Annotated in this window: 16 protein-coding genes and 1 tRNA gene; 5 read left to right on the forward strand and 12 right to left on the reverse strand. The window is 62.7% G+C overall.

Features of this window, described 5'->3' with window-relative positions:
- Positions 1-2 precede the first annotated feature (2 nt).
- Positions 3-548, reverse strand: a complete 546-nt coding sequence (locus NDI72_RS00845; protein WP_206547278.1) for a putative pterin-binding protein — start codon at positions 546-548, stop codon at positions 3-5.
- A 241-nt stretch (positions 549-789) separates the two neighbouring features.
- On the opposite strand from NDI72_RS00845, the gene NDI72_RS00850 reads away from it, so the two are divergent.
- On the forward strand, positions 790-1050 hold the full coding sequence (locus NDI72_RS00850) for a hypothetical protein (RefSeq protein WP_206547279.1): 261 nt from the start codon (positions 790-792) through the stop codon (positions 1048-1050).
- 239 nt (positions 1051-1289) lie between these two features.
- On the opposite strand, the gene NDI72_RS00855 is transcribed toward NDI72_RS00850, so the two are convergent.
- The 5 genes from NDI72_RS00855 to betI form a co-directional block, all read right to left on the reverse strand.
- Positions 1290-1499: a cold-shock protein gene (locus NDI72_RS00855; RefSeq protein WP_206545885.1), complete on the reverse strand. Its 210-nt coding sequence runs from the start codon at positions 1497-1499 to the stop codon at positions 1290-1292.
- 359 nt (positions 1500-1858) lie between these two features.
- Positions 1859-1935 (reverse strand) — tRNA-Pro (locus tag NDI72_RS00860).
- Between the two features lie 58 nt (positions 1936-1993).
- Entirely contained in the window at positions 1994-3457 is a 1464-nt protein-coding gene (gene betB, locus NDI72_RS00865; RefSeq protein ID WP_206547280.1) for a betaine-aldehyde dehydrogenase, read from the reverse strand.
- A gap of 114 nt (positions 3458-3571) precedes the next feature.
- A complete protein-coding gene (betA, locus tag NDI72_RS00870) occupies positions 3572-5224 on the reverse strand; it encodes a choline dehydrogenase (protein WP_283799292.1) in 1653 nt (550 codons plus the stop codon).
- Positions 5217-5819 (reverse strand): transcriptional regulator BetI, encoded by a 603-nt coding sequence (gene betI, locus NDI72_RS00875; protein ID WP_206993709.1) that lies wholly within the window; start codon positions 5817-5819, stop codon positions 5217-5219. The genes betA and betI overlap by 8 nt, the downstream gene beginning before the upstream one ends.
- Positions 5820-5983: 164 nt before the next feature.
- Here betI and NDI72_RS00880 point away from each other — a divergent pair, with 164 nt between their 5' ends.
- The gene (locus NDI72_RS00880) at positions 5984-7150 is read left to right on the forward strand and encodes an acetyl-CoA acetyltransferase (RefSeq protein ID WP_206554019.1); all 1167 of its coding nucleotides are present in this window, start codon (positions 5984-5986) and stop codon (positions 7148-7150) included.
- Here the strand turns inward: NDI72_RS00880 and NDI72_RS00885 are convergent.
- On the reverse strand, positions 7143-7922 hold the full coding sequence (locus NDI72_RS00885) for a DUF3750 domain-containing protein (RefSeq protein ID WP_283799294.1): 780 nt from the start codon (positions 7920-7922) through the stop codon (positions 7143-7145). The genes NDI72_RS00880 and NDI72_RS00885 overlap by 8 nt on opposite strands.
- A 62-nt stretch (positions 7923-7984) precedes the next feature.
- On the opposite strand from NDI72_RS00885, the gene NDI72_RS00890 reads away from it, so the two are divergent.
- Both NDI72_RS00890 and NDI72_RS00895 read left to right on the forward strand, forming a co-directional pair.
- A complete protein-coding gene (locus NDI72_RS00890) occupies positions 7985-9022 on the forward strand; it encodes an asparaginase (RefSeq protein WP_283799449.1) in 1038 nt (345 codons plus the stop codon).
- A 181-nt stretch (positions 9023-9203) separates the two neighbouring features.
- Positions 9204-10055: an AraC family transcriptional regulator gene (locus NDI72_RS00895; RefSeq protein ID WP_283799296.1), complete on the forward strand. Its 852-nt coding sequence runs from the start codon at positions 9204-9206 to the stop codon at positions 10053-10055.
- Between the two features lie 56 nt (positions 10056-10111).
- On the opposite strand, the gene NDI72_RS00900 is transcribed toward NDI72_RS00895, so the two are convergent.
- The 4 genes from NDI72_RS00900 to NDI72_RS00915 form a co-directional block, all read right to left on the reverse strand.
- Positions 10112-11479, reverse strand: coding sequence for a TIGR03808 family TAT-translocated repetitive protein (locus NDI72_RS00900; protein WP_283799297.1), 1368 nt, complete (start codon positions 11477-11479; stop codon positions 10112-10114).
- A 179-nt stretch (positions 11480-11658) separates the two neighbouring features.
- Complete coding sequence (locus NDI72_RS00905) at positions 11659-11880, reverse strand: AbrB/MazE/SpoVT family DNA-binding domain-containing protein (RefSeq protein ID WP_283799298.1); 222 nt, start codon at positions 11878-11880, stop codon at positions 11659-11661.
- 64 nt (positions 11881-11944) lie between these two features.
- Positions 11945-14071: a methylmalonyl-CoA mutase gene (gene scpA, locus NDI72_RS00910; RefSeq protein ID WP_283799300.1), complete on the reverse strand. Its 2127-nt coding sequence runs from the start codon at positions 14069-14071 to the stop codon at positions 11945-11947.
- Positions 14068-15513, reverse strand: a complete 1446-nt coding sequence (locus NDI72_RS00915; protein WP_206545895.1) for a methylmalonyl-CoA mutase family protein — start codon at positions 15511-15513, stop codon at positions 14068-14070. The genes scpA and NDI72_RS00915 overlap by 4 nt, the downstream gene beginning before the upstream one ends.
- A 255-nt stretch (positions 15514-15768) precedes the next feature.
- Here NDI72_RS00915 and NDI72_RS00920 point away from each other — a divergent pair, with 255 nt between their 5' ends.
- On the forward strand, positions 15769-17340 hold the full coding sequence (locus tag NDI72_RS00920) for a helicase HerA-like C-terminal domain-containing protein (RefSeq protein WP_206554013.1): 1572 nt from the start codon (positions 15769-15771) through the stop codon (positions 17338-17340).
- A 40-nt stretch (positions 17341-17380) separates the two neighbouring features.
- Here the strand turns inward: NDI72_RS00920 and NDI72_RS00925 are convergent, their stop codons facing one another.
- Entirely contained in the window at positions 17381-18127 is a 747-nt protein-coding gene (locus NDI72_RS00925; protein ID WP_206545897.1) for a L,D-transpeptidase, read from the reverse strand.
- Positions 18128-18353 lie beyond the last annotated feature (226 nt).

Genomic DNA, 18353 nt, shown 5'->3' on the forward strand with positions numbered 1-18353 from the left:
GTCTATTCGACTTCGATGTGGAAAACCGACCAGACCCAGCCGCGTTCTTCTTCTTCCGGCGCCTTGGCGCCACCGGTGTCGTAGACCAGCCACAGCGGCCCGAGCCCGCCGATCCCGAGTGGCTTTCCGTCGACCTTCATGGCGAGGATCCATTCATGGGCGGCCATCTTGTCGGCATCCATCTCGAAGCCGAAGCCATCGAGCGCATAGAGTGTCGCGCTGTCGCCTGTCGCACCGGCCGTGGCAAGAACGTCTTTCAGAAGCGGGCCTTCCATGGTGAGCGGGCGCGGCCAGTCTTCCGTGTCGGCATTCACCTTGATCGTCTTCTGCGGAAGGGCGGCAAGCGTCTCCCAGTCGAAGCTGTGCGCCTTGTCGAACGTCTTGTCGTGGAACTTCAGAAACCCGTCAAAGAACGGGTCAAACGCCTCACGATTGGTGTTGTCGATCTCGCCGCTGACCGTCAGCAGCGTACCCTCGGCCTGGCCGGGGGAAACCGTTGCAAACAAGAGGGACGTGGCGATGGAAGCCGAAATCAGTAATCCGCGCATTGCCGTCTCCGGGTGGTTTCGTTTGATGATGGCGCAGACCCTAGGCGCGTGCTCTTAACGCGGTGTTAAGAAATTCACCCGACGTAGCGGCCCTCAGCCGATTGTGGTGAAGCGGCTGTGCGAGGTTTCCCCAATTGATTGGAATTTACAGGTTGCATAATTCAACCAGGCATTGTGTATTGCTAGCCGTCGCACATCAGGGGAAGTGGTGCGGCATTTGTCATTCAGACGGAGGGACGGGGTGAACGTCGTCGCATTCAGGGCGGATAAAGAAGACGAGCACCCCGCGCGTGGACGGGGCGCGCGGCCTGCCGCGATGGGCGCAACGGATTTCGATGCCTGGCTGAAGCATCTCGGTTTCAGCGAACGGCATGCAGCAAGGGTGCTGCAGGTGGGCAGGGCGACGATCGCGCGCTATCGGCGCGAAGGCGCGCCGGCCCATATCGGCTATGCCTGCACGGCAATCGCTCTCGGCATGCCCATATGGCAAAAGGCCGAGTAGGCGATTTTCCCTCGAAGATCGCTTTTCCGTCATGGTCGGCCCGCCCGTGTTTCAGGCGAGACGTTTCTGTTCCAGCTTTAATGCCGATTGATGCAGAAGCACTGGGTGAGGCTGGCGCGGCGCGCTATCGCGCATGATCTCTGTCAGAAAACAAAAAAAGGCCGGGCGCTAGCCCGACCTTCTCGATCATCTCAACGCCCCGTGCCAGTACATCCGTGGTCACGTGGCGGAGACGAAGCTTATGCAGCCTGCAGGTTGTCCGCAGCGCTTTTGCCCGACCGGCGGTCCTGAACGATCTCGAAGCTGAGCTTCTGACCTTCAACGATGGACTGCATGCCAGCGCGCTCGACGGCAGAGATGTGAACGAACACGTCGTTCGCGCCGTCATCGGGTGCGATGAAGCCAAAGCCGCGGGTGGTGTCGAAGAATTTTACGGTTCCAGTAATCATGCGATTTTCCTTTCAAATCGTCATAGGGAATCGATGCCTGACGATTGCCAAGCACCGGGTAGTTCGAATTTGAGGGAAGATCGTAGGGGCGCTTTGCAGCGCGGAACAAAGTTCAACAGCAAGTTCGATGCTCCACATATGGATGTGGATTGTGTTTGAAACAAGGTCTGATTGAAAGATAGTTCACCCCCTGATCACACATGCGCATTTCCGACTTTCGGGAATGCTCAAAATCCCTGCCGACGCGCTGGAAGTGCGAGAGCAATCTGCGCGAGAACGGGTGGCAGAGAGGGGGAGTCGACACAGCTTGAAGGGGAGGACTGGCTCAACCCTTGGGCAAAATGTCGATTTCTGAAAACTGGTCGGAGTGGCAGGATTCGAACCTGCGACCCCCTCGTCCCGAACGAGGTGCGCTACCAGGCTGCGCTACACTCCGTGACCAGACGGCGGGCTTATAGCCGCCGGATTTGAACTGCGCAAGATCAAACCGACATTCAATACGGACTTTCTACATCGCCGGTCTCCACATAGACCGATTTGGCCTGTGAATAGGCGGCGAGCGCGGCCATGGCGTTCTCCCGGCCGAAGCCGGACTGCTTCACACCGCCGAAGGGCAGTTCCACGGGTGTCAGATTGTAGGTGTTGATCCAGCAGGTGCCGGCTTTCAACGCGTTGATGACGCGATGGGCGCGGGCGAGGTTCTGCGTGAAGACGCCGGCTGCAAGGCCGAATGGCGTGTCATTGGCGCGCTCGATCACCTCGTCTTCGTCCTCGAAGGTGAGAATGCTCATCACCGGCCCGAAGATTTCCTCACGCGCGATTCGCATTCCGTCGGTCACATCGGTGAAGATCGTGGGCTCCACATAGTAACCGTCTTCCAGCCCCTGCAGTCCGGGTGCGCTGCCGCCATGATGCAGCGTTGCGCCGTCCTCGCGGCCGATCTCGATATAGCGCAGCACCTTGTCATGCTGCGCCCTGCTGATGAGCGGCCCGAGATGGGTTTCGGGGTCGAGCGGGTCGCCCAGGCGAATCGCACTGGTGCGTTCCGTCAGGCGTGACAGGAAGCGCTCGTAAATGCCCTTCTGCACGAAAACACGGGTGCCGTTGGAGCAGATCTGGCCAGTCGAATAAAAATTGCCGAGCATGGCGCCGCCAATGGCGTTTTCCAGATCGGCGTCATCGAACACGATCAGCGGCGACTTGCCGCCGAGCTCCATCGTGGCGGGCTTCATGTGGCTGCCGGCGAGCGACTGCACCTTCTTGCCGGTCTCCACCGAGCCGGTGAGCGACACCTTGGCGACCCCGGGATGGGCGACAAGCGCTGCGCCGACATCGCCCAATCCCTGCACCACGTTGAAGAGACCGTCCGGAAGCCCCGCCTCGGTGTAAATCTCGGCGAGCTTCAGCGCGGAAAGCGGGGTCACCTCGGAGGGTTTGAACACCATGGCGTTGCCCATGGCGAGTGCGGGGGCGGATTTCCAGCCGGCGATCTGGATCGGATAGTTCCACGCGCCAATGCCGACGCATACGCCGAGCGGTTCATGTCGCGTGTAGCCGAACGCGCCGCCAAGCTCTACCTGTTCGCCGTTGAAGGCGGCAACCGCGCCGCCCAGAAACTCCAGAGCCTCGGCGGCGGAAGGGGCGTCGGCGACCAGCGTTTCCTGAAGCGCCTTGCCGGTGTTCAGGGTTTCCAGCGCGGCCAGTTCTTCATTGTGCTTAAGAAGAAGGTCGGCTGCGCGGCGCAGAATGCGTCCGCGCTCAACGGGTTTCAGCTTCGCCCAGGCCGGCTGGGCTGCGCGTGCGGCCTCGACGGCAAGCTCGACGATGTTCGGGGTCGCGGAATGAACGCGTGCGATGGTCTCGCCCGTTGCCGGATAAACGACATCGATGACGGCGCCCTGTTCATCTTCCACATAGTGGCCGTTGATGTAGTGCGATGCTTTTGGCTGCGCGCGCATAATGTCTCCAGCTTTGGAGCGCCTTCGCTTTTCGTTGAGTTGCGAAAGCGCTGAAACTTTTTGTTTTGCCCAATTCCGGGCGGAAAACCGGTTTCCGCCTTTCCTGAAATTGCCCTATCGGTCGGTCTCCCGCCAGCGCGGGTTGATCCAGGGTTCCTGATTGGACGGGCCGAGCGGTGTCCGGCCAAGAATATGGTCGGCGGCTTTCTCGCCCACCATGATCGATGGCCCGTTGAGATTGCCGTTGGTGATACGGGGGAATATCGACGAATCTGCGACCCGCAGACCTTCGACCCCGATCACGCGGCATTCCCCGTCGACAACGCTTATCGCGTCGCTTGCCGCACCCATACGGCAGGTGCCGCAGGGATGATAGGCGCTTTCGGCATGATCGCGGATGAAGGCGTCGAGTTCATCGTCGGACTGGATGCTGTCGCCCGGCGCGATCTCTCGCCCGCGATAGGGGGTGAAGGCGTCCTGCGAGAAGATCTCGCGGGTGAGGCGGATGCAGTGGCGGAAGTCGCTCCAGTCCTGCGGGTGCGACATGTAGTTGAAGCGGATCTCCGGCTTGTCCCAGGCGTCGCCAGATCTGAGGCGGATCGCGCCGCGCGATCTGGAGCGCATCGGTCCGACATGCGCCTGAAAGCCGTGTCCCTTCGCCGCCGCCTTGCCATCATAGCGGATGGCGACGGGCAGGAAGTGATACTGGATATCCGGATACTCGACGCCGGCTGCGGAGCGGACGAATGCGCCAGCCTCGAAATGATTCGATGTGCCCAGACCCGATTTAAAGAACAGCCATTCAGCGCCGATCAACCCTTTGGAAAGGAGATTGAGCTTTGAATAGAGCGTGATCGGCTGAAGTGATTCCTGCTGGATGTAGAGTTCCAGATGGTCCTGCAGATTGCCGCCAACGCCGGGCCGGTCGGCCACGACATCAATACCGCGTTCACGCAGATGCGCGGCGGGGCCGATGCCAGAAAGCATCAGCAGCTTTGGTGAATTGATCGCTGATGCTGCGATAATGACTTCACGTCTTGCTTTAACGACCTGAATCTTTCCGTGAGCTTCGATCTCGACGCCGGTGGCGCGTTGATTCTCCATGACAACGCGGCGCGCGAAGCCATTGACGAGACTCACGTTCTTTCTCTTCAGCGCGGGCCGGAGGTAAGCGTTGGCCGTGGACCAGCGCCGGCCCCTGTGGATCGTCTGCTGGAGTGCGCCGAAGCCTTCCTGTTTGGAGCCGTTATAGTCCGGCGTGGTCTCGAAGCCGGCCTGTCGGCCCGCTTCAACGAAGGCGGAAAAGAGCGGATTGTCGCGCGGGCCCTTGCGTACATGAAGCGGGCCGTCGGTTCCGCGCCAGCCGGCTTCGCCATCCTCCATCGTCTCCATGCGCTTGAAGTAGGGCAGCACATCCGCATAGGCCCAGCCGGCCGCGCCCTGTTCGGCCCAGTGGTCGAAGTCGCGCGCGTGGCCGCGGACATAGACCATGCCGTTGATGGAGGAGGAGCCGCCGATCACCTTGCCGCGCGGCGTGGCCAGAACGCGCCCGCCCAGATGAGGCTCCGGTTCGCTCTGAAAACCCCAGTCATAGCGCGCCATGTTCATGGGGAAGGAGAGGGCGGCGGGCATCTGGATGAAGGGGCCGATATCGCTGCCGCCATATTCGATGACGATGACCGAATGCCTGCCGTCTTCCGACAGGCGGTAGGCAAGCGCGGCGCCGGCGGAGCCGGACCCGATGATGACGAAATCGGCTTCAGCCATGGAACGGGCTCCCGTGGGGCGTGTGACGGGCAAGCGCCATGTCGAGATAGTCTTCGACGAGGAAGATGGCGGTCCGGGAATCCTCGACGCCTTCGCCGAGCGCGCGGCGCAGATAAAGACCGTCGATAAGGGCGGCGATGCCGCGCGCGGTGCGTATGGCGGCAGGGCGGGGAAGACCGGCGAGGCCGCTCAGAAGGTCGCTGTGAAGGCGATGCACGTAGATGCGGAAGAGGCGGCCAAGCGCTGCATCGCGCCGCGCCTCCACATAAAAGGCGAGCCAGGCGGCGATGATCTCGGGGCGGAACTGCTCCGGCGAGAGGTTGACCGCGATGATCGCGCGCACCCGCTCAGGCCCGGAGAGCGGGGCGATGGCCGGGCGGATCTCATTGCCGAGCTGGGTGAGGATGTGGCGCATCGTGGCGAAAAGGAGGTCGTCCTTGCCGCCGAAATAGTGATGCGCCAGCGCGGTCGACACGCCGGCGCGACCGGCAATGTCCGACATTGTGACGTTCAGCGCGCCGCGCTCGCCAATGGCGCTGATGGCCGCATCAATGAGCGCGCGGCGGCGGATGGGTTCCATTCCGATCTTGGGCATGGCTCTCGTTTATTATTGATTGATGAGTCAATCAAGAAAAAATCGGAGGCTCGGGCCGGGTGTTTAAATAGTTCAGGCTTGAACGGTCTTCGCGCCGGATTTATGATTTTGTGAGACAGTTCATCAACGCGCCGGCCTGTGGCTGGCGGTCCGGGAGAGACGAGATGACCGCATGCATCGTGGGCTGGGCCCACTCCAAATTCGGCAAGCTGACAGACGACACGCTGGAAGGGCTGATCGTGCAGGTGGCGCGTGAGGCGCTGGACCATGCGGGCATCGGGCCGGAGGATGTGGACGAGATCGTGCTCGGCCATTTCAACGCGGGTTTCTCGCCGCAGGATTTTACCGCAAGCCTCGTGCTGCAGGCCGATGACCGGCTGCGCTTCAAGCCGGCGACGCGGGTGGAAAACGCCTGCGCGACCGGTTCCGCCGCCGTGCGGCAGGGCGCGCGTGCCATTGAGGCGCGTGCGGCGCGCATCGTGCTGGTGGTGGGCGCGGAGCAGATGACCAAGACGCCGGGACCGCAGATTGCGGAAAACCTGCTGAAAGCATCCTATCTGCCGGAAGATGGCGAGATACCGGGTGGCTTTGCCGGCGTTTTCGGCAAGATCGCGGATGCTTATTTCCAGAAATATGGCGACCAGACGGATGCGCTGGCGGCGCTGGCGGCAAAGAACCACAAGAACGGCGTCGACAATCCTTACGCGCAGATGCGCAAGGATCTGGGTTTTGAGTTCTGCCGTCAGGAGAGTGAGCGCAACCCCTATGTTGCCGGCCCGTTGAAGCGCACGGACTGTTCGCTGGTTTCCGACGGGGCGGCGGCTGTGGTTCTGGCGGACACGCAGACGGCGCTTTCGATGCGCCGTGCGGTGGCGCTGCGTGCCAATGAGCATGTGCAGGACTTCCTGCCCATGTCGAAGCGCGACATCCTGCAGTTCGAGGGCTGTGAGGCGGCATGGAAGCAGGCGCTGAAGAGCGCCAGCGTGACGCTGGACGATCTCTCCTTCGTGGAGACGCATGACTGTTTCACCATTGCCGAGCTGATCGAATATGAGGCCATGGGACTGGCGAAGCGCGGCGAGGGCGGCAGGATCGCGCTCGAAGGTCAGACACAGAAGAACGGGCGTCTGCCGGTGAACCCGTCGGGCGGCCTGAAGGCCAAGGGCCACCCGATCGGCGCGACCGGCGTTTCCATGCACGCGCTGACGGCGATGCAGCTGACCGGCGAGGCCGGCGGCATCCAGATTCCCGGCGCGACGCTGGGTGGCATCTTCAACATGGGTGGCGCGGCAGTCGCCAACTATGTGTCGATCCTCGAACGGATCAAGTAGAAGGCGCGGCCTTCTCGCCTGCCGTTGCCGACGGCCACAGTTCGACGCGTCCAAAGCCCGGCACTTTCAGTGCCGGGTTTCGTATGTCGAGGCCGGCGACCAGTCCCAGAAACTGAAGCTCGAAGCCTGAGCGCAGGCCGGCGGCAAACCCTGCCAGGCCGCCAAAGGACACATGGACATCGCTCCAGTCGGGCGCGTGATCGAAGGCGAAGACGCCGGGGCGATAATCACGGCCGACGGCGGTGGGCGGCAGGGCAATGTCGAGGTCGGGCACCGTGCGCAGCACATGCGCGGTGAAGGAATTGGAATTGGGGCCGGGCCACAGGCCGTAATCGCCGCGCTGCGAAAACGGATAGCTGGCGATGGCCGCTTCCATCTGAGGGATAAGGGGTTCGGCCTCTTCTCCCTTGATGGCGGTCACCACATAAGGCGTGTTGGAATACCAGCGCCCGTCCGCCGGGTAGGCGTTTCGGCGCACCGGGCTGCCCCAGCCAACCTTGTCGTAACGGTCATAGCCGGAGGCGTTCGCACGTTTGAGCACGAGCCAGCTGTGAACGGAGAGCGCGCCTTTCATGCCGCCGGTGCGTGCGGCCATCACATAGACTGCGGCCTGCGGATCGTCTGCGGGCGCGGGCAGCACGCCACTCGCCGACCAGTCGGCGCTGCGCCAGGAGCCAGGCCGTTCCTGCACCGCCCACCAGGCCAGTGAAGCTGAGGCCGGCAAAACGAAGACGACGAGGAGAAAGAGCAAAGTTCGCTTGAAAAAACGCATGGGGGCCAGTCTATTGTCGCCGGAAGATGATGAAAATGAATCCCGCAAATTACGGTGAAAACATGGGCAATCCGGTTCTGGTCGAGGTGTTGCGCGGTAACGTTGTCGAGAGCAGGCACCGGGGCGCCATCGCCGTGTTTGATGCGGATGGCGGCGCGGTGATGAGCCTGGGCGATATCGACCGACCGGTTTTCCCGCGTTCAGCCGTGAAGTCCATTCAGGCGCTGCCCTTTGTGGAAAGCGGGGCGGCGGATGCCTATGGCTTCGGCAATCGCGAGATCGCGCTCGCCTGTTCGTCGCATTCGGGCGAGCCGGAACATGCGGCGCTGGCTATCGCTATGCTCGAGCGGGCGGGGCTCGGCGCGGACGCTTTCGAGTGCGGGGCGCACTGGTCTTCTCAGGAAGATGTGCTGATCGAGCAGGCGCGCACTCTTTCGGAGCCGACGGCGGCGCACAACAACTGTTCCGGCAAGCATGCGGGTTTCTTATGCACCTGCGCCCATCTGGGACATGATCCGCAGGGCTATGTGGCGCTGGGTCACCCGCTTCAGGATGCGGTGAAGGCAGCGATGGAAGATGTGACGGGCGCTGCGCACAAGAGCGATCTGTGCGGCACGGATGGTTGCTCCATTCCCACCTATGCGGTGCCGCTTCGGGCGCTGGCGCAGGGTTTTGCGCGCATGGCGACGGGCACGGGGTTTGCGCCGGAAAGGGCGAAAGCCGCCAGACGGATTTTTGCGGCCTGCATGGCCGAGCCGTTCTATGTGGCGGGCAGCGGACGGTCCGACACACGCATGATGGAGGCCGGACAGGGCCGCATCTTCACCAAGACGGGGGCGGAAGGCGTATTCTGTGCGGCGATCCCCGAGAAGGGCCTCGGCATTGCGCTCAAATGCGATGACGGAGCCACGCGGGCTGCCGAAGTGATGGTGGCCGAGGTTCTGGCGCAGCTTCTGAAGGGGGATGCGCTTGCCGGGACGCTGCATGAGATGGCGCGGCCCGTTCTGACCAACCGGCGCGGTTTCGAGGTCGGCGGGCTGCGGCCTTCAGACGTTGTGGATGTTCAGGTCGACCATTGCGGCCATATTAATGGGTCCTGACCCTAGATTGCCGTGCGCCCCTCTGGGGACGCAGGGGACGTTCCAAACCATTGATGGTGCAACGGCATGACGGCATGGCCTCTCAAGCGACAAGGCTGACGGCCATGCTTCAAGTGCGCAGGATTTGCCTGTCCACATCGTGCGAGAAGTTCCGTGATTTCAAGCATGACAGAGGACATTCATGACCTGCCTGGAAAACTACAATGACCGCCTCAACCGGGTGCTCGATCACGTCTATGCCAACCTTGAGGAGGATCTCTCCTTTGATCGGCTGGCGGAAGTTGCCTGCCTCTCGCCCTATCACTGGAGCCGCATCTACTCGGCCATGCGCGGCGAAACCATTGTCGCGACGATCCGCCGGTTGAGGCTCCAGCGCGCCGCCGACCGGTTGGCTAATTCAGAACTGGACATCGACGCCATCGGCGCTCGTGCCGGTTATGGTTCGCCAGACACGTTCGGCCGGGCGTTCAAAAGCGCTTTCGGCATGAGCCCCGCAGCCTATCGCGAAAAGGGATCGCATGCAGCATTCAGGGCCGCGAATGCCGCAGGTGCGGCGCGCGCTTTTCCGGTGGTGGTGGAGCGTGTGCCGGAACGTCGTTGCGCAGGGATCGATCACACCGGCTCCCATATGGAAATCGATCACGCCATGGGACGGCTCTTCACCACGCTTGCCGCCCGCGACGCGATCCCGGCCGAGCCGGCCATGATCGGCGTGTTCTTCGACGATCCGGATATCGGCCCCGAGACCGAATTGCGCTCGCGCGCCTGTCTGCCGGTGGCAGAGTCCTTCGCAATCGATGCGCCTCTCGTGGAGACGGTGCTGCGCGGTGGGGCATATGCGAAGCTGAGCTATACGGGCCCTTATGCCGACATGCGCGGGGCCTATCGCTGGTTTCTGGGCGTGTGGCTGCCTGCATCCGGCTATGAGCCGGAGGATGCTCCCATCTTCGAGGCCTATCTGAACGATCCGCGCGAGGTGCCGCAAAGCGAACTCCGCACGGATATTTACCTGCCTCTCAAGGCGGCGCAGTGAAGTTGAAGCCGCACACCTGCTGAGCATCGTTCGACAGAAAGGGCAGCTCTTTCGGTTTAGCCTGCGCGATTGTCTGCGACTGTCAGGTGCGGAATGTCCTTGCTGCCGGCGCGCAGCAGGTCGCCGGTGACGGCGTCGGCCCAGCGGTGGCCGACGACCGCGCCATCCGGCGTGTCTTCAAAGACATTACCGGAAATGACTGCTGCGCCCGTGCCTTCGACCACGGAGACAATGATGCCGGTTTTCGCCTTGCGGATGACGTTTCCCGAAGCGGTGATGTTGCGCAGGAAGGGCCCCCAGCCCATGCGAATGCCGGCAAGCGGCGCGTTCTCGATGACATTGCCGGTGACCGCGCTGTCGGCCTCGACATTGATGCCGATGCCGAAACCGGCCATGGGCGAGGGGTAGGGGCCGTTTGCCGAGAGGTTGCGGACGATGTTGCCCGTGCAGGCGCAGAGGCGGCCGCCCTTGTCGAAATTGGCCATGGAAATGCCGTGGGCCGCGCCATCCACCAGATTGCCGGTGATGACCGCGCCCTGAAAGGCAAACTCGGCATAGAGCGCCGTCTCGCCGGAGCGCAGGCAGGTGTTGCCGGAAATCTGGAGATTGCCGGCGCTATTGCCGCGTATGGCCGAGAAGGCGCAGTCGGAAATTTCATTGTCCGATACGCGCAGATTGTCGGCGCGATAGGCGTTGACCCCATTGCCATACTGGCCGGTGCCGCCCCTGTCTGCGCGGATGCGGGTGATGCGGTTTCCCGCAATGCGGCTGCCATCCGCGCCGGGGCTGCTGCGATGGACGAGAATGCCGCCATTGCCGCAATCGGCAATGGTGTTGGCGCTGATGTAGAGCCCATCCGAATCCAGCGCGTAAAGGGCGTAGTCGGAGGCGTCCGCGATCTCGCTGTCGCGGATCCGCCCGCGTGCGCGGCGAAGGGCTAGGCCACTGCCGCTGCTGGCCCGAAAGGCGCATTGCTCAATGGCGAGGTGTTCTGCACCGTCAATGTCGAGAAGCGCGCGCGCATCGCCGGAAAGCGGCATGTACACGCCATCGAGCGCAAGGCCCGACAGGGAAAGGTGTTCACTGTCGCGCGCCGTGAGAAATGCGCCGGCGCGTTCCTGCACGAGGCGCGTTGCGCCGGGAACACCGATGAGGCGGATCTGACGGGGAAGCGGCAGGCCTGACAGGCGATAGCGGCCGGGTGGGAGAAAGACCGGTATGGATTCCGCGCTGGCGCGTACAAGCAGGGCGGTGAGGGCCGAAGTCTGATCTGTGGCGCTGTTCGGATCGATGCCGAAATCCCGCGCACTGGCAGCACCAGCCGCCATGCGCCCGAGCGCGGCGTCGGCAAAGGCAAGATGCGGCATGGAAAGACCGAGAACGGCAAACCCTGCGCTGGCTTTCAAAAATCTGCGGCGGTTCATTTTGGCACAACTCCGGACTGGCCCGATTTTGAATGCAGGTTTCGTGCCGTGAGGTTCAGGTTTCGAGAGGGACCGTGTGGTCGCGGAAGAATGCCGCAGACATATGCAGCTGCCAGATCATGGATGTCAGGCCTTCGTAGGCTGCCTTGTTCTCCGCGCGTGCAAGAACGGACTCCAGCTCATTCGGCGAGTTTCCGCAGCGCGACCTTGTATTGATCCATGATCTGATGGGCAGCTTCCAGCTGGCGTTCAAAATGGTCGTCCGCTGTTTTCAGATAAATGCCATTCTCCGTCTCCGTGAGGACCAGCTGGTCACCGGATTTGAGACCCTGCCGCTCAAGCACTTCCTTTGGAAGGATGACCCCTTCCGAATTTCCGATCTTGCGAATGGTCACATTCATGGCTCCGGCTCTGCATGTTGCAACTCAGGGTATAGCAGAGGGCGGCCATTTCAAGAATGGGCGATTAGCCTGATTTCAGAAGCCGGTCGAGCAGGCGCTCGGCGGCTTCCGGGATGACCGTGCCGGGTGGGAAGATTTCCGCAGCGCCGGCTTCATGTACGGCCGCAAAATCATCCGGGGGAATGACGCCGCCGGCAACCAGAAGAATGTCGCCATGGCCGCGCTTTTCCAGGGCTGCCCTGAGCTCGGGGATGAGGGTGAGGTGACCGGCGGCGAGCGACGATGCGCCGACGATCTGCACATCATTGGCGATGGCGAGCTCGGCCACTTCTTCAGGCGTCTGGAACATGGCGCCGACGGTGACGTCGAACCCCAGGTCGCCGAAGGCGGTGGCGATGACCTTCTGACCGCGGTCATGCCCGTCCTGCCCGATCTTGGCGATCAGGATGCGGGGGGGGGCACCCGTCTTTTTGCGGAATTTCTCCACCTTCTGGTGCGCGCGTTCGACGGAGGGAAGGTCGCCCACCTCCTTGCGGTAGACGCCGGAAATGGTGCGGATCTCGGCCACATGGCGGCCAAAGACCTTTTCGAGTGCCGAAGAAATCTCGCCTACCGTTGCCTTGGCGCGGGCGGCGCGGACGGCGAATTCGAGAAGGTTTCCGTCTCCCCCGGCGGCGCGGGTGAGGGCCGCGAGCGCATTCTCGGTTTCGGCCACGTCGCGCGTGCCCTTGAGCTGCTGCAGCTTGGCGAGCTGGCGGGCGCGCACTTCGGCGTTGTCCACCTTGAGCACGTCCACCTCGGTGTCGCGTTCGGGCTGGTAATTGTTGACGCCGACGACGAGCTGTTCGCCGGAATCGATCCGCGCCTGGGTGCGGGCAGCCGCTTCCTCGATGCGCATCTTCGGCACACCCTTCTCGATGGCCGCAGCCATGCCGCCGAGGCTTTCCACCTCTTCGATGTGTTTGAGGGCGCGGTTGGCGAGATCGTGTGTGAGGCGCTCGACGAAATGGGAGCCGCCCCATGGGTCGATCATGCGCGTGGTGCCGGATTCAAGCTGCAGCACAAGCTGCGTGTTGCGGGCGATGCGCGCAGAATGGTCGGTCGGCAGGGCCAGCGCCTCGTCAAAGGCGTTGGTGTGCAGAGACTGGGTGTGGCCCTGGGTGGCGGCCATGGCCTCGACCATGGTGCGCACGATATTGTTGTAGGGATCCTGCGCGGTGAGCGACCAGCCGGATGTCTGGCAATGGGTGCGCAGCGACAGCGAGCGCTCGCTCTTCGGCGCGAAATTCTCTTTCAGGAGCGTGGCCCAGAGAAGACGCGCGGCGCGCATCTTGGCCACTTCCATGAAGAAGTTCATGCCGATGGCCCAGAAGAAGGACAGGCGGGGCGCGAAACGGTCGATGTCGAGCCCGGCGGCGATGCCGGCGCGGGCATATTCGATGCCGTCGGCGATGGTGTAGGCCAGCTCCAGATCGGCGGACGCGCCGGCCTCCTGCATGTGATAGCCGGAGATCGAGATGGAGTTGAATTTGGGCATGTGCTCCGCCGTGTAGGCGAAGATGTCGGAGATCACCCGCATTGAGGGCTTGGGCGGGTAGATATAGGTGTTGCGGACCATGAACTCCTTCAGAATGTCATTCTGAATGGTGCCCGAAAGATCCCTGTGGGCGACGCCCTGTTCCTCTGCCGCGACGATGTAGAGCGCCATGATCGGCAGAACCGCGCCGTTCATGGTCATGGACACGCTCATTTTGTCGAGCGGAATGCCGTCGAAGAGCTGGCGCATGTCGAGAATGGAATCAATCGCCACACCGGCCATGCCCACATCGCCCGCAACACGGGGGTGGTCGCTGTCATAGCCGCGATGGGTGGCGAGGTCGAAGGCGACCGACAGGCCTTTCTGGCCGGCGGCGAGATTGCGCCGGTAGAAGGCGTTGGATTCTTCAGCCGTCGAGAAACCGGCATACTGGCGAATGGTCCAGGGCCGGCGGGTATACATGGTGGGGTAGGGGCCGCGAATGAAGGGCGCTGCGCCCGGATAGGTGTCGAGAAAGCGCAGACCCCTTAAATCATCCTCCGAATAGGAAGACTTGATGGCGATGCCTTCCGGCGTGTCTGCCGGCGGGGTCTGGGCTGGGAGAGGCGATGAATGAGGGACCGACCAGTCGATGCTGGCGAAGTCCGGAATCATGCGATGCCTCCTCCAGTCTCGTCGAGACGCTGGGCAAGCAGCGGCTGGCAACGCACGGCGGCCACCTCACCGGAGATGTCGGGCGAAACCGCCTTGAGCGTCTTGACCGGGCGCTCTTCGGCAGCCGGATAGATGGTGGTGCCGACAATGGCCTTCTTGCCGTCATTGATACGCTGCTCGCGGCGCTCGCGCATATCGAGCACGCGCTCCTGAATGTGTCCGTTCATCAGGCTGCGCAGCACGCCGCCCTCGCTCTCGATGCGGCGGAACTCGTCCCACGCCTTTTCGCAGAGCGCGGCGGTGAGCGTTTCCATGCCGCCGGCACCGGCCGCCGGGTCGATGATCAGATCCAGATGGCTTTCGCCGGAGAGAATGAGCTGCGTGTTGCGGGCAAGCCGCCGCGCATCGGGATCGGGAAGGCCGTGGACGATGGTGTGCGGCAGGACGGACAGCGTGTCCGCGCCGCCAACAGCCGCCGCAAAGGCGGCGATGGTGGTGCGCAGCGTGTTCGTCTCCGGGTCCTTCGCCGTCATCATCCGATAGGAGGTCTCTGCGTGGATCGTCGCAAGAGACGGCTCGATGGAGCAGGTCTCCTGAACACGCGCCCACAGGCGGCGCAGGGCCCTGATCTTGGCGATCGACAGGAACTGATCCTGATCGACGCAGAGCGAGAAGCCGATATGCGGCGCGGCATAGACAAGCGGCTGGCGGGCCTGCTCGAACATGCGCAGATGTGAGACTGCGGAGGCAAGCATGATGCCAAGCTCCTGCGCCTCGGAAGCGCCGGCATTGTGGAACACGCGGCCATCGCCCTCAAGCAGGATGCCGGGCAGATCCATCGCGAAGAAGCCCGCAAAGGACTGCGGCATGGAGGCTTCAAGCGCCTCGATGGACATGCGCAGCTTGCCGGTTCCGGCAAAGGTGGCTGCCGGAGAAATGCCGAAGGAAAGCGTCATGGCGGCCGGGTTGATGCGGCGCTCGGTGAAAAGCTGGGTCAGCCAGTCGACAATGGCGCGGCTGCTCGGATTGGCGTCCATGCGCAGGTGCATGCCCTGCAGGTCGATGCCGTCGAGCGCCTTCGCAACCGCCTCGGGCGTTGCGGGCATGCCGAAGCCGAATGCGTTGGGAGCGCCTGCAAAGACAAGCGCGAGGCCCGTTGCGCCCTGTGCGATGTCTTCCTTCGCCTGAAGATTGGCGCGCACGGGATCCGGATCGTCCATGCGCTGAACATGCGCCCAGCCGGATTTTCCACGGCCGCGCGCCAGCGGCTTGGCGTCCTGCATGCGCTCGTAAAGTGCGCGCATGGAGATGTTGTCATCCGTCTGCCAGGAGAGAGCTTCCGGACCTGCTTCCCCCTTCAGGGATTCGACCACCAGGTCGCGCCAGCGCTCCTGATCGATCTGGGGGAACTTCACTTTTTTTAGGATCGCGCGATCCATCATGCCTCCCGATTCGCCGATGGCCGAGGCCGGATCCGCCGCTTTGCGCGTTTCCAGCCCAAGGCAACCACCCTTTACTGAGCCCGGAGTTTAGGACGCCACAGATCACGCCGCAATGCACAATAGGCCAAATAGCCCCGAGCGTTGCATGAAAGCCTCGCTTTCAGCGCGCGTGCACAACGCCGTTGAGTGTTTCTGCGGGGCTGACTATACCGGAGAACATTGCGCAGCAACGGGTTGATCGAGCGAGGCTATTTCATGACGGCAGACGACACGATTTTTCTGGGGGCCAGTCGGCATCCGGACGACAGCTACCAGCAGGCCGAGCGTCTTCTGCTGAAATACGCCAACAGGCACGGGCTCGTCACCGGCGCAACCGGCACCGGCAAGACGGTGACGCTGCAGATCCTCGCTGAAGGGTTTTCGAATGCGGGCGTGCCCGTGTTCTGCGCGGATGTGAAGGGCGACCTTTCCGGCATTGCCATGATGGGCGAGGAGAAGGACTTCCTCACCAAACGCGCCGACGCGATCAAGCTCGACCCGTATGAGTTTCAGGAGTTCCCGGTCATTTTCTGGGATCTCTTCGGCAAGAAGGGCCACCCGATCCGCACCACCATCTCGGAGATGGGGCCGCTTCTTCTGTCGCGGCTGATGAACCTCTCGGACGCGCAGGAAGGTGTTTTGAACATTGCCTTCCGCATTGCCGATGAGGAAGGGCTGCTGCTGCTCGACATGAAGGACCTGCAGGCGCTTCTGGTGCATGTGGCGGACCGCGCCGACGAGATCGGCACGCGCTACGGCAATGTGTCGAAGCAGTCTGTCGGCGCGATCCAGCGCACGCTTCTGGTGCTGGAGCAGCAGGGGGCGAACTTCTTCTTCGGCGAACCGGCGCTCGAGATCGGCGACATCATGCGCACCACGCGCGACGGCCGCGGCGCGATCAACGTGCTGGCCGCCGACAAGCTGATGATGAACCCGCGTCTTTACGCGACGTTCCTGCTCTGGCTGCTTTCGGAACTGTTCGAGGAACTGCCGGAAGTGGGGGACCCGGACCGGCCGCGCCTCGTCTTCTTCTTCGATGAAGCGCATCTCCTGTTCGATGACGCGCCGAAGGTTCTGGTCGAGCGTGTCGAGCAGGTGGTGCGGCTGATCCGCTCCAAGGGTGTTGGCGTCTATTTCGTCACGCAGAACCCGCTCGATGTTCCCGAGACGGTTCTGAGCCAGCTCGGCAACCGCGTGCAGCATGCACTGCGCGCCTATACGCCACGCGAGCAGAAGGCCGTGAAGACGGCAGCTGACACGTTTCGGCCCAATCCCGAATTCGACTGTTTCGAAGCGATCACGCAGCTTGGCGTCGGTGAGGCGCTGGTTTCGACGCTGGAATCCAAGGGCGTTCCCTCGATCGTGCAGCGGACGCTGATCCGCCCGCCGGCATCGCGGCTCGGGCCGATCACGGATGCAGAACGCGACAAGCTTATGAAGGCGAGCCCGGTGTTCGGTCAGTACGACGAGAGCATCGACCGCGAATCCGCCTTCGAGATGCTGCAAAAGAAAGCCGAAGAGAAGGCGAAGGCCGAGGCAAGCGCGCAGGAGGCCGAAGAGGCCGGTGACGGGGAAGGGCGCACGCGCTGGTCGCTGCCCGATTTCGGCGATGGCGCGAAAACCACCACCACGACGCGGCGCAAGACGACGACCACGCCGCGCCGGCGCACGTCCAACCGGCAGTCGGTCACGGAAGCCGCCATCAAATCGGTGGTCCGCTCCGTCGGCACCTCGCTTGGAAGGGCGCTGGTGCGGGGCATTCTCGGGAGTTTAAAAAAGGGGCGCTAGAGCGCCCCTTTCTCATTCAAGTCCTGACGGGACCATCGCGTCAAACGGTGCGCAGGCCCGAGGTGACGAGGATCGGCGCACCATCTGGAACGCGCGTGTAAAGGTCGATCACGTCCTGGTTGAGCATGCGCACGCAGCCCGAGGAAACCGACTTGCCGATGGTCCACCACTCGGGCGAACCGTGAACGCGGTAGAGCGTGTCCTTGCCATCTTCGAAGATGTAGAGCGCGCGGGCGCCGAGCGGGTTGGAAACGCCGGGCTGCATGCCGCCGACCCACTTGTCGTTGGCCTTGTCGTACTCGGAACGATATTTTTCGAGCTCCGGACGACGGTCGATCATCTCTGCCGGCGGGAACCAGCGGGGCCACTGCTGCTTGTATTTGATCTCGGCGCGACCGGCCCACTCGAAACCGGCGCGGCCAAGGCCGACGCCATAGCGCAGGGCGCGGCCATTCTCGAGCACGAGGTAGAGGAAGTGGTTGGCGGTGTCGACGACGATGGTGCCGGGACGCTCGCCGGTCGGATCGGCAACTTCCTGACGGTAGTAGCGCGGGTTGATCTTCTCGATCGGAACAGCGGGAATGTCGTAGCCGGCATCAACGACGGCCGAGTACATGGAATTGTACTGGACGGGGCCGGGCTTGGGCGCGGGACGCGAGACAATCGCGGGCTTTTCGCTCTGGTCGCTGACGCAGGCGGACAGGCCGACCGATGCGGCGCCAATTGCGCTCAGGGACAGAAAACGACGCCGGGTGAGTGATCGTACGGCAGTGGGGGAATTGGACATGGTTCTTTCGTGTACTCGCGTTTCGTCAGGACTGATGACCCCGAAAGCCTGAATGCCGGCCCTCCGGATCACATGCGGGATTTAAATCCCTTGTTCCCGCCCTAGGGTGAGAGAAGTTATCGGAACATGCTTGATAGACCGAGTAACTTTGACTTGAAGGTGAAAAATCACGCATTCGGCGCAGTTCCTGGTCGAGTGTGTTATAGATGCATCATAGCACGCGCCC

The organism is Nitratireductor sp. GZWM139 (genome assembly GCF_030068685.1).
Classification (GTDB): domain Bacteria; phylum Pseudomonadota; class Alphaproteobacteria; order Rhizobiales; family Rhizobiaceae; genus Nitratireductor; species Nitratireductor aquimarinus.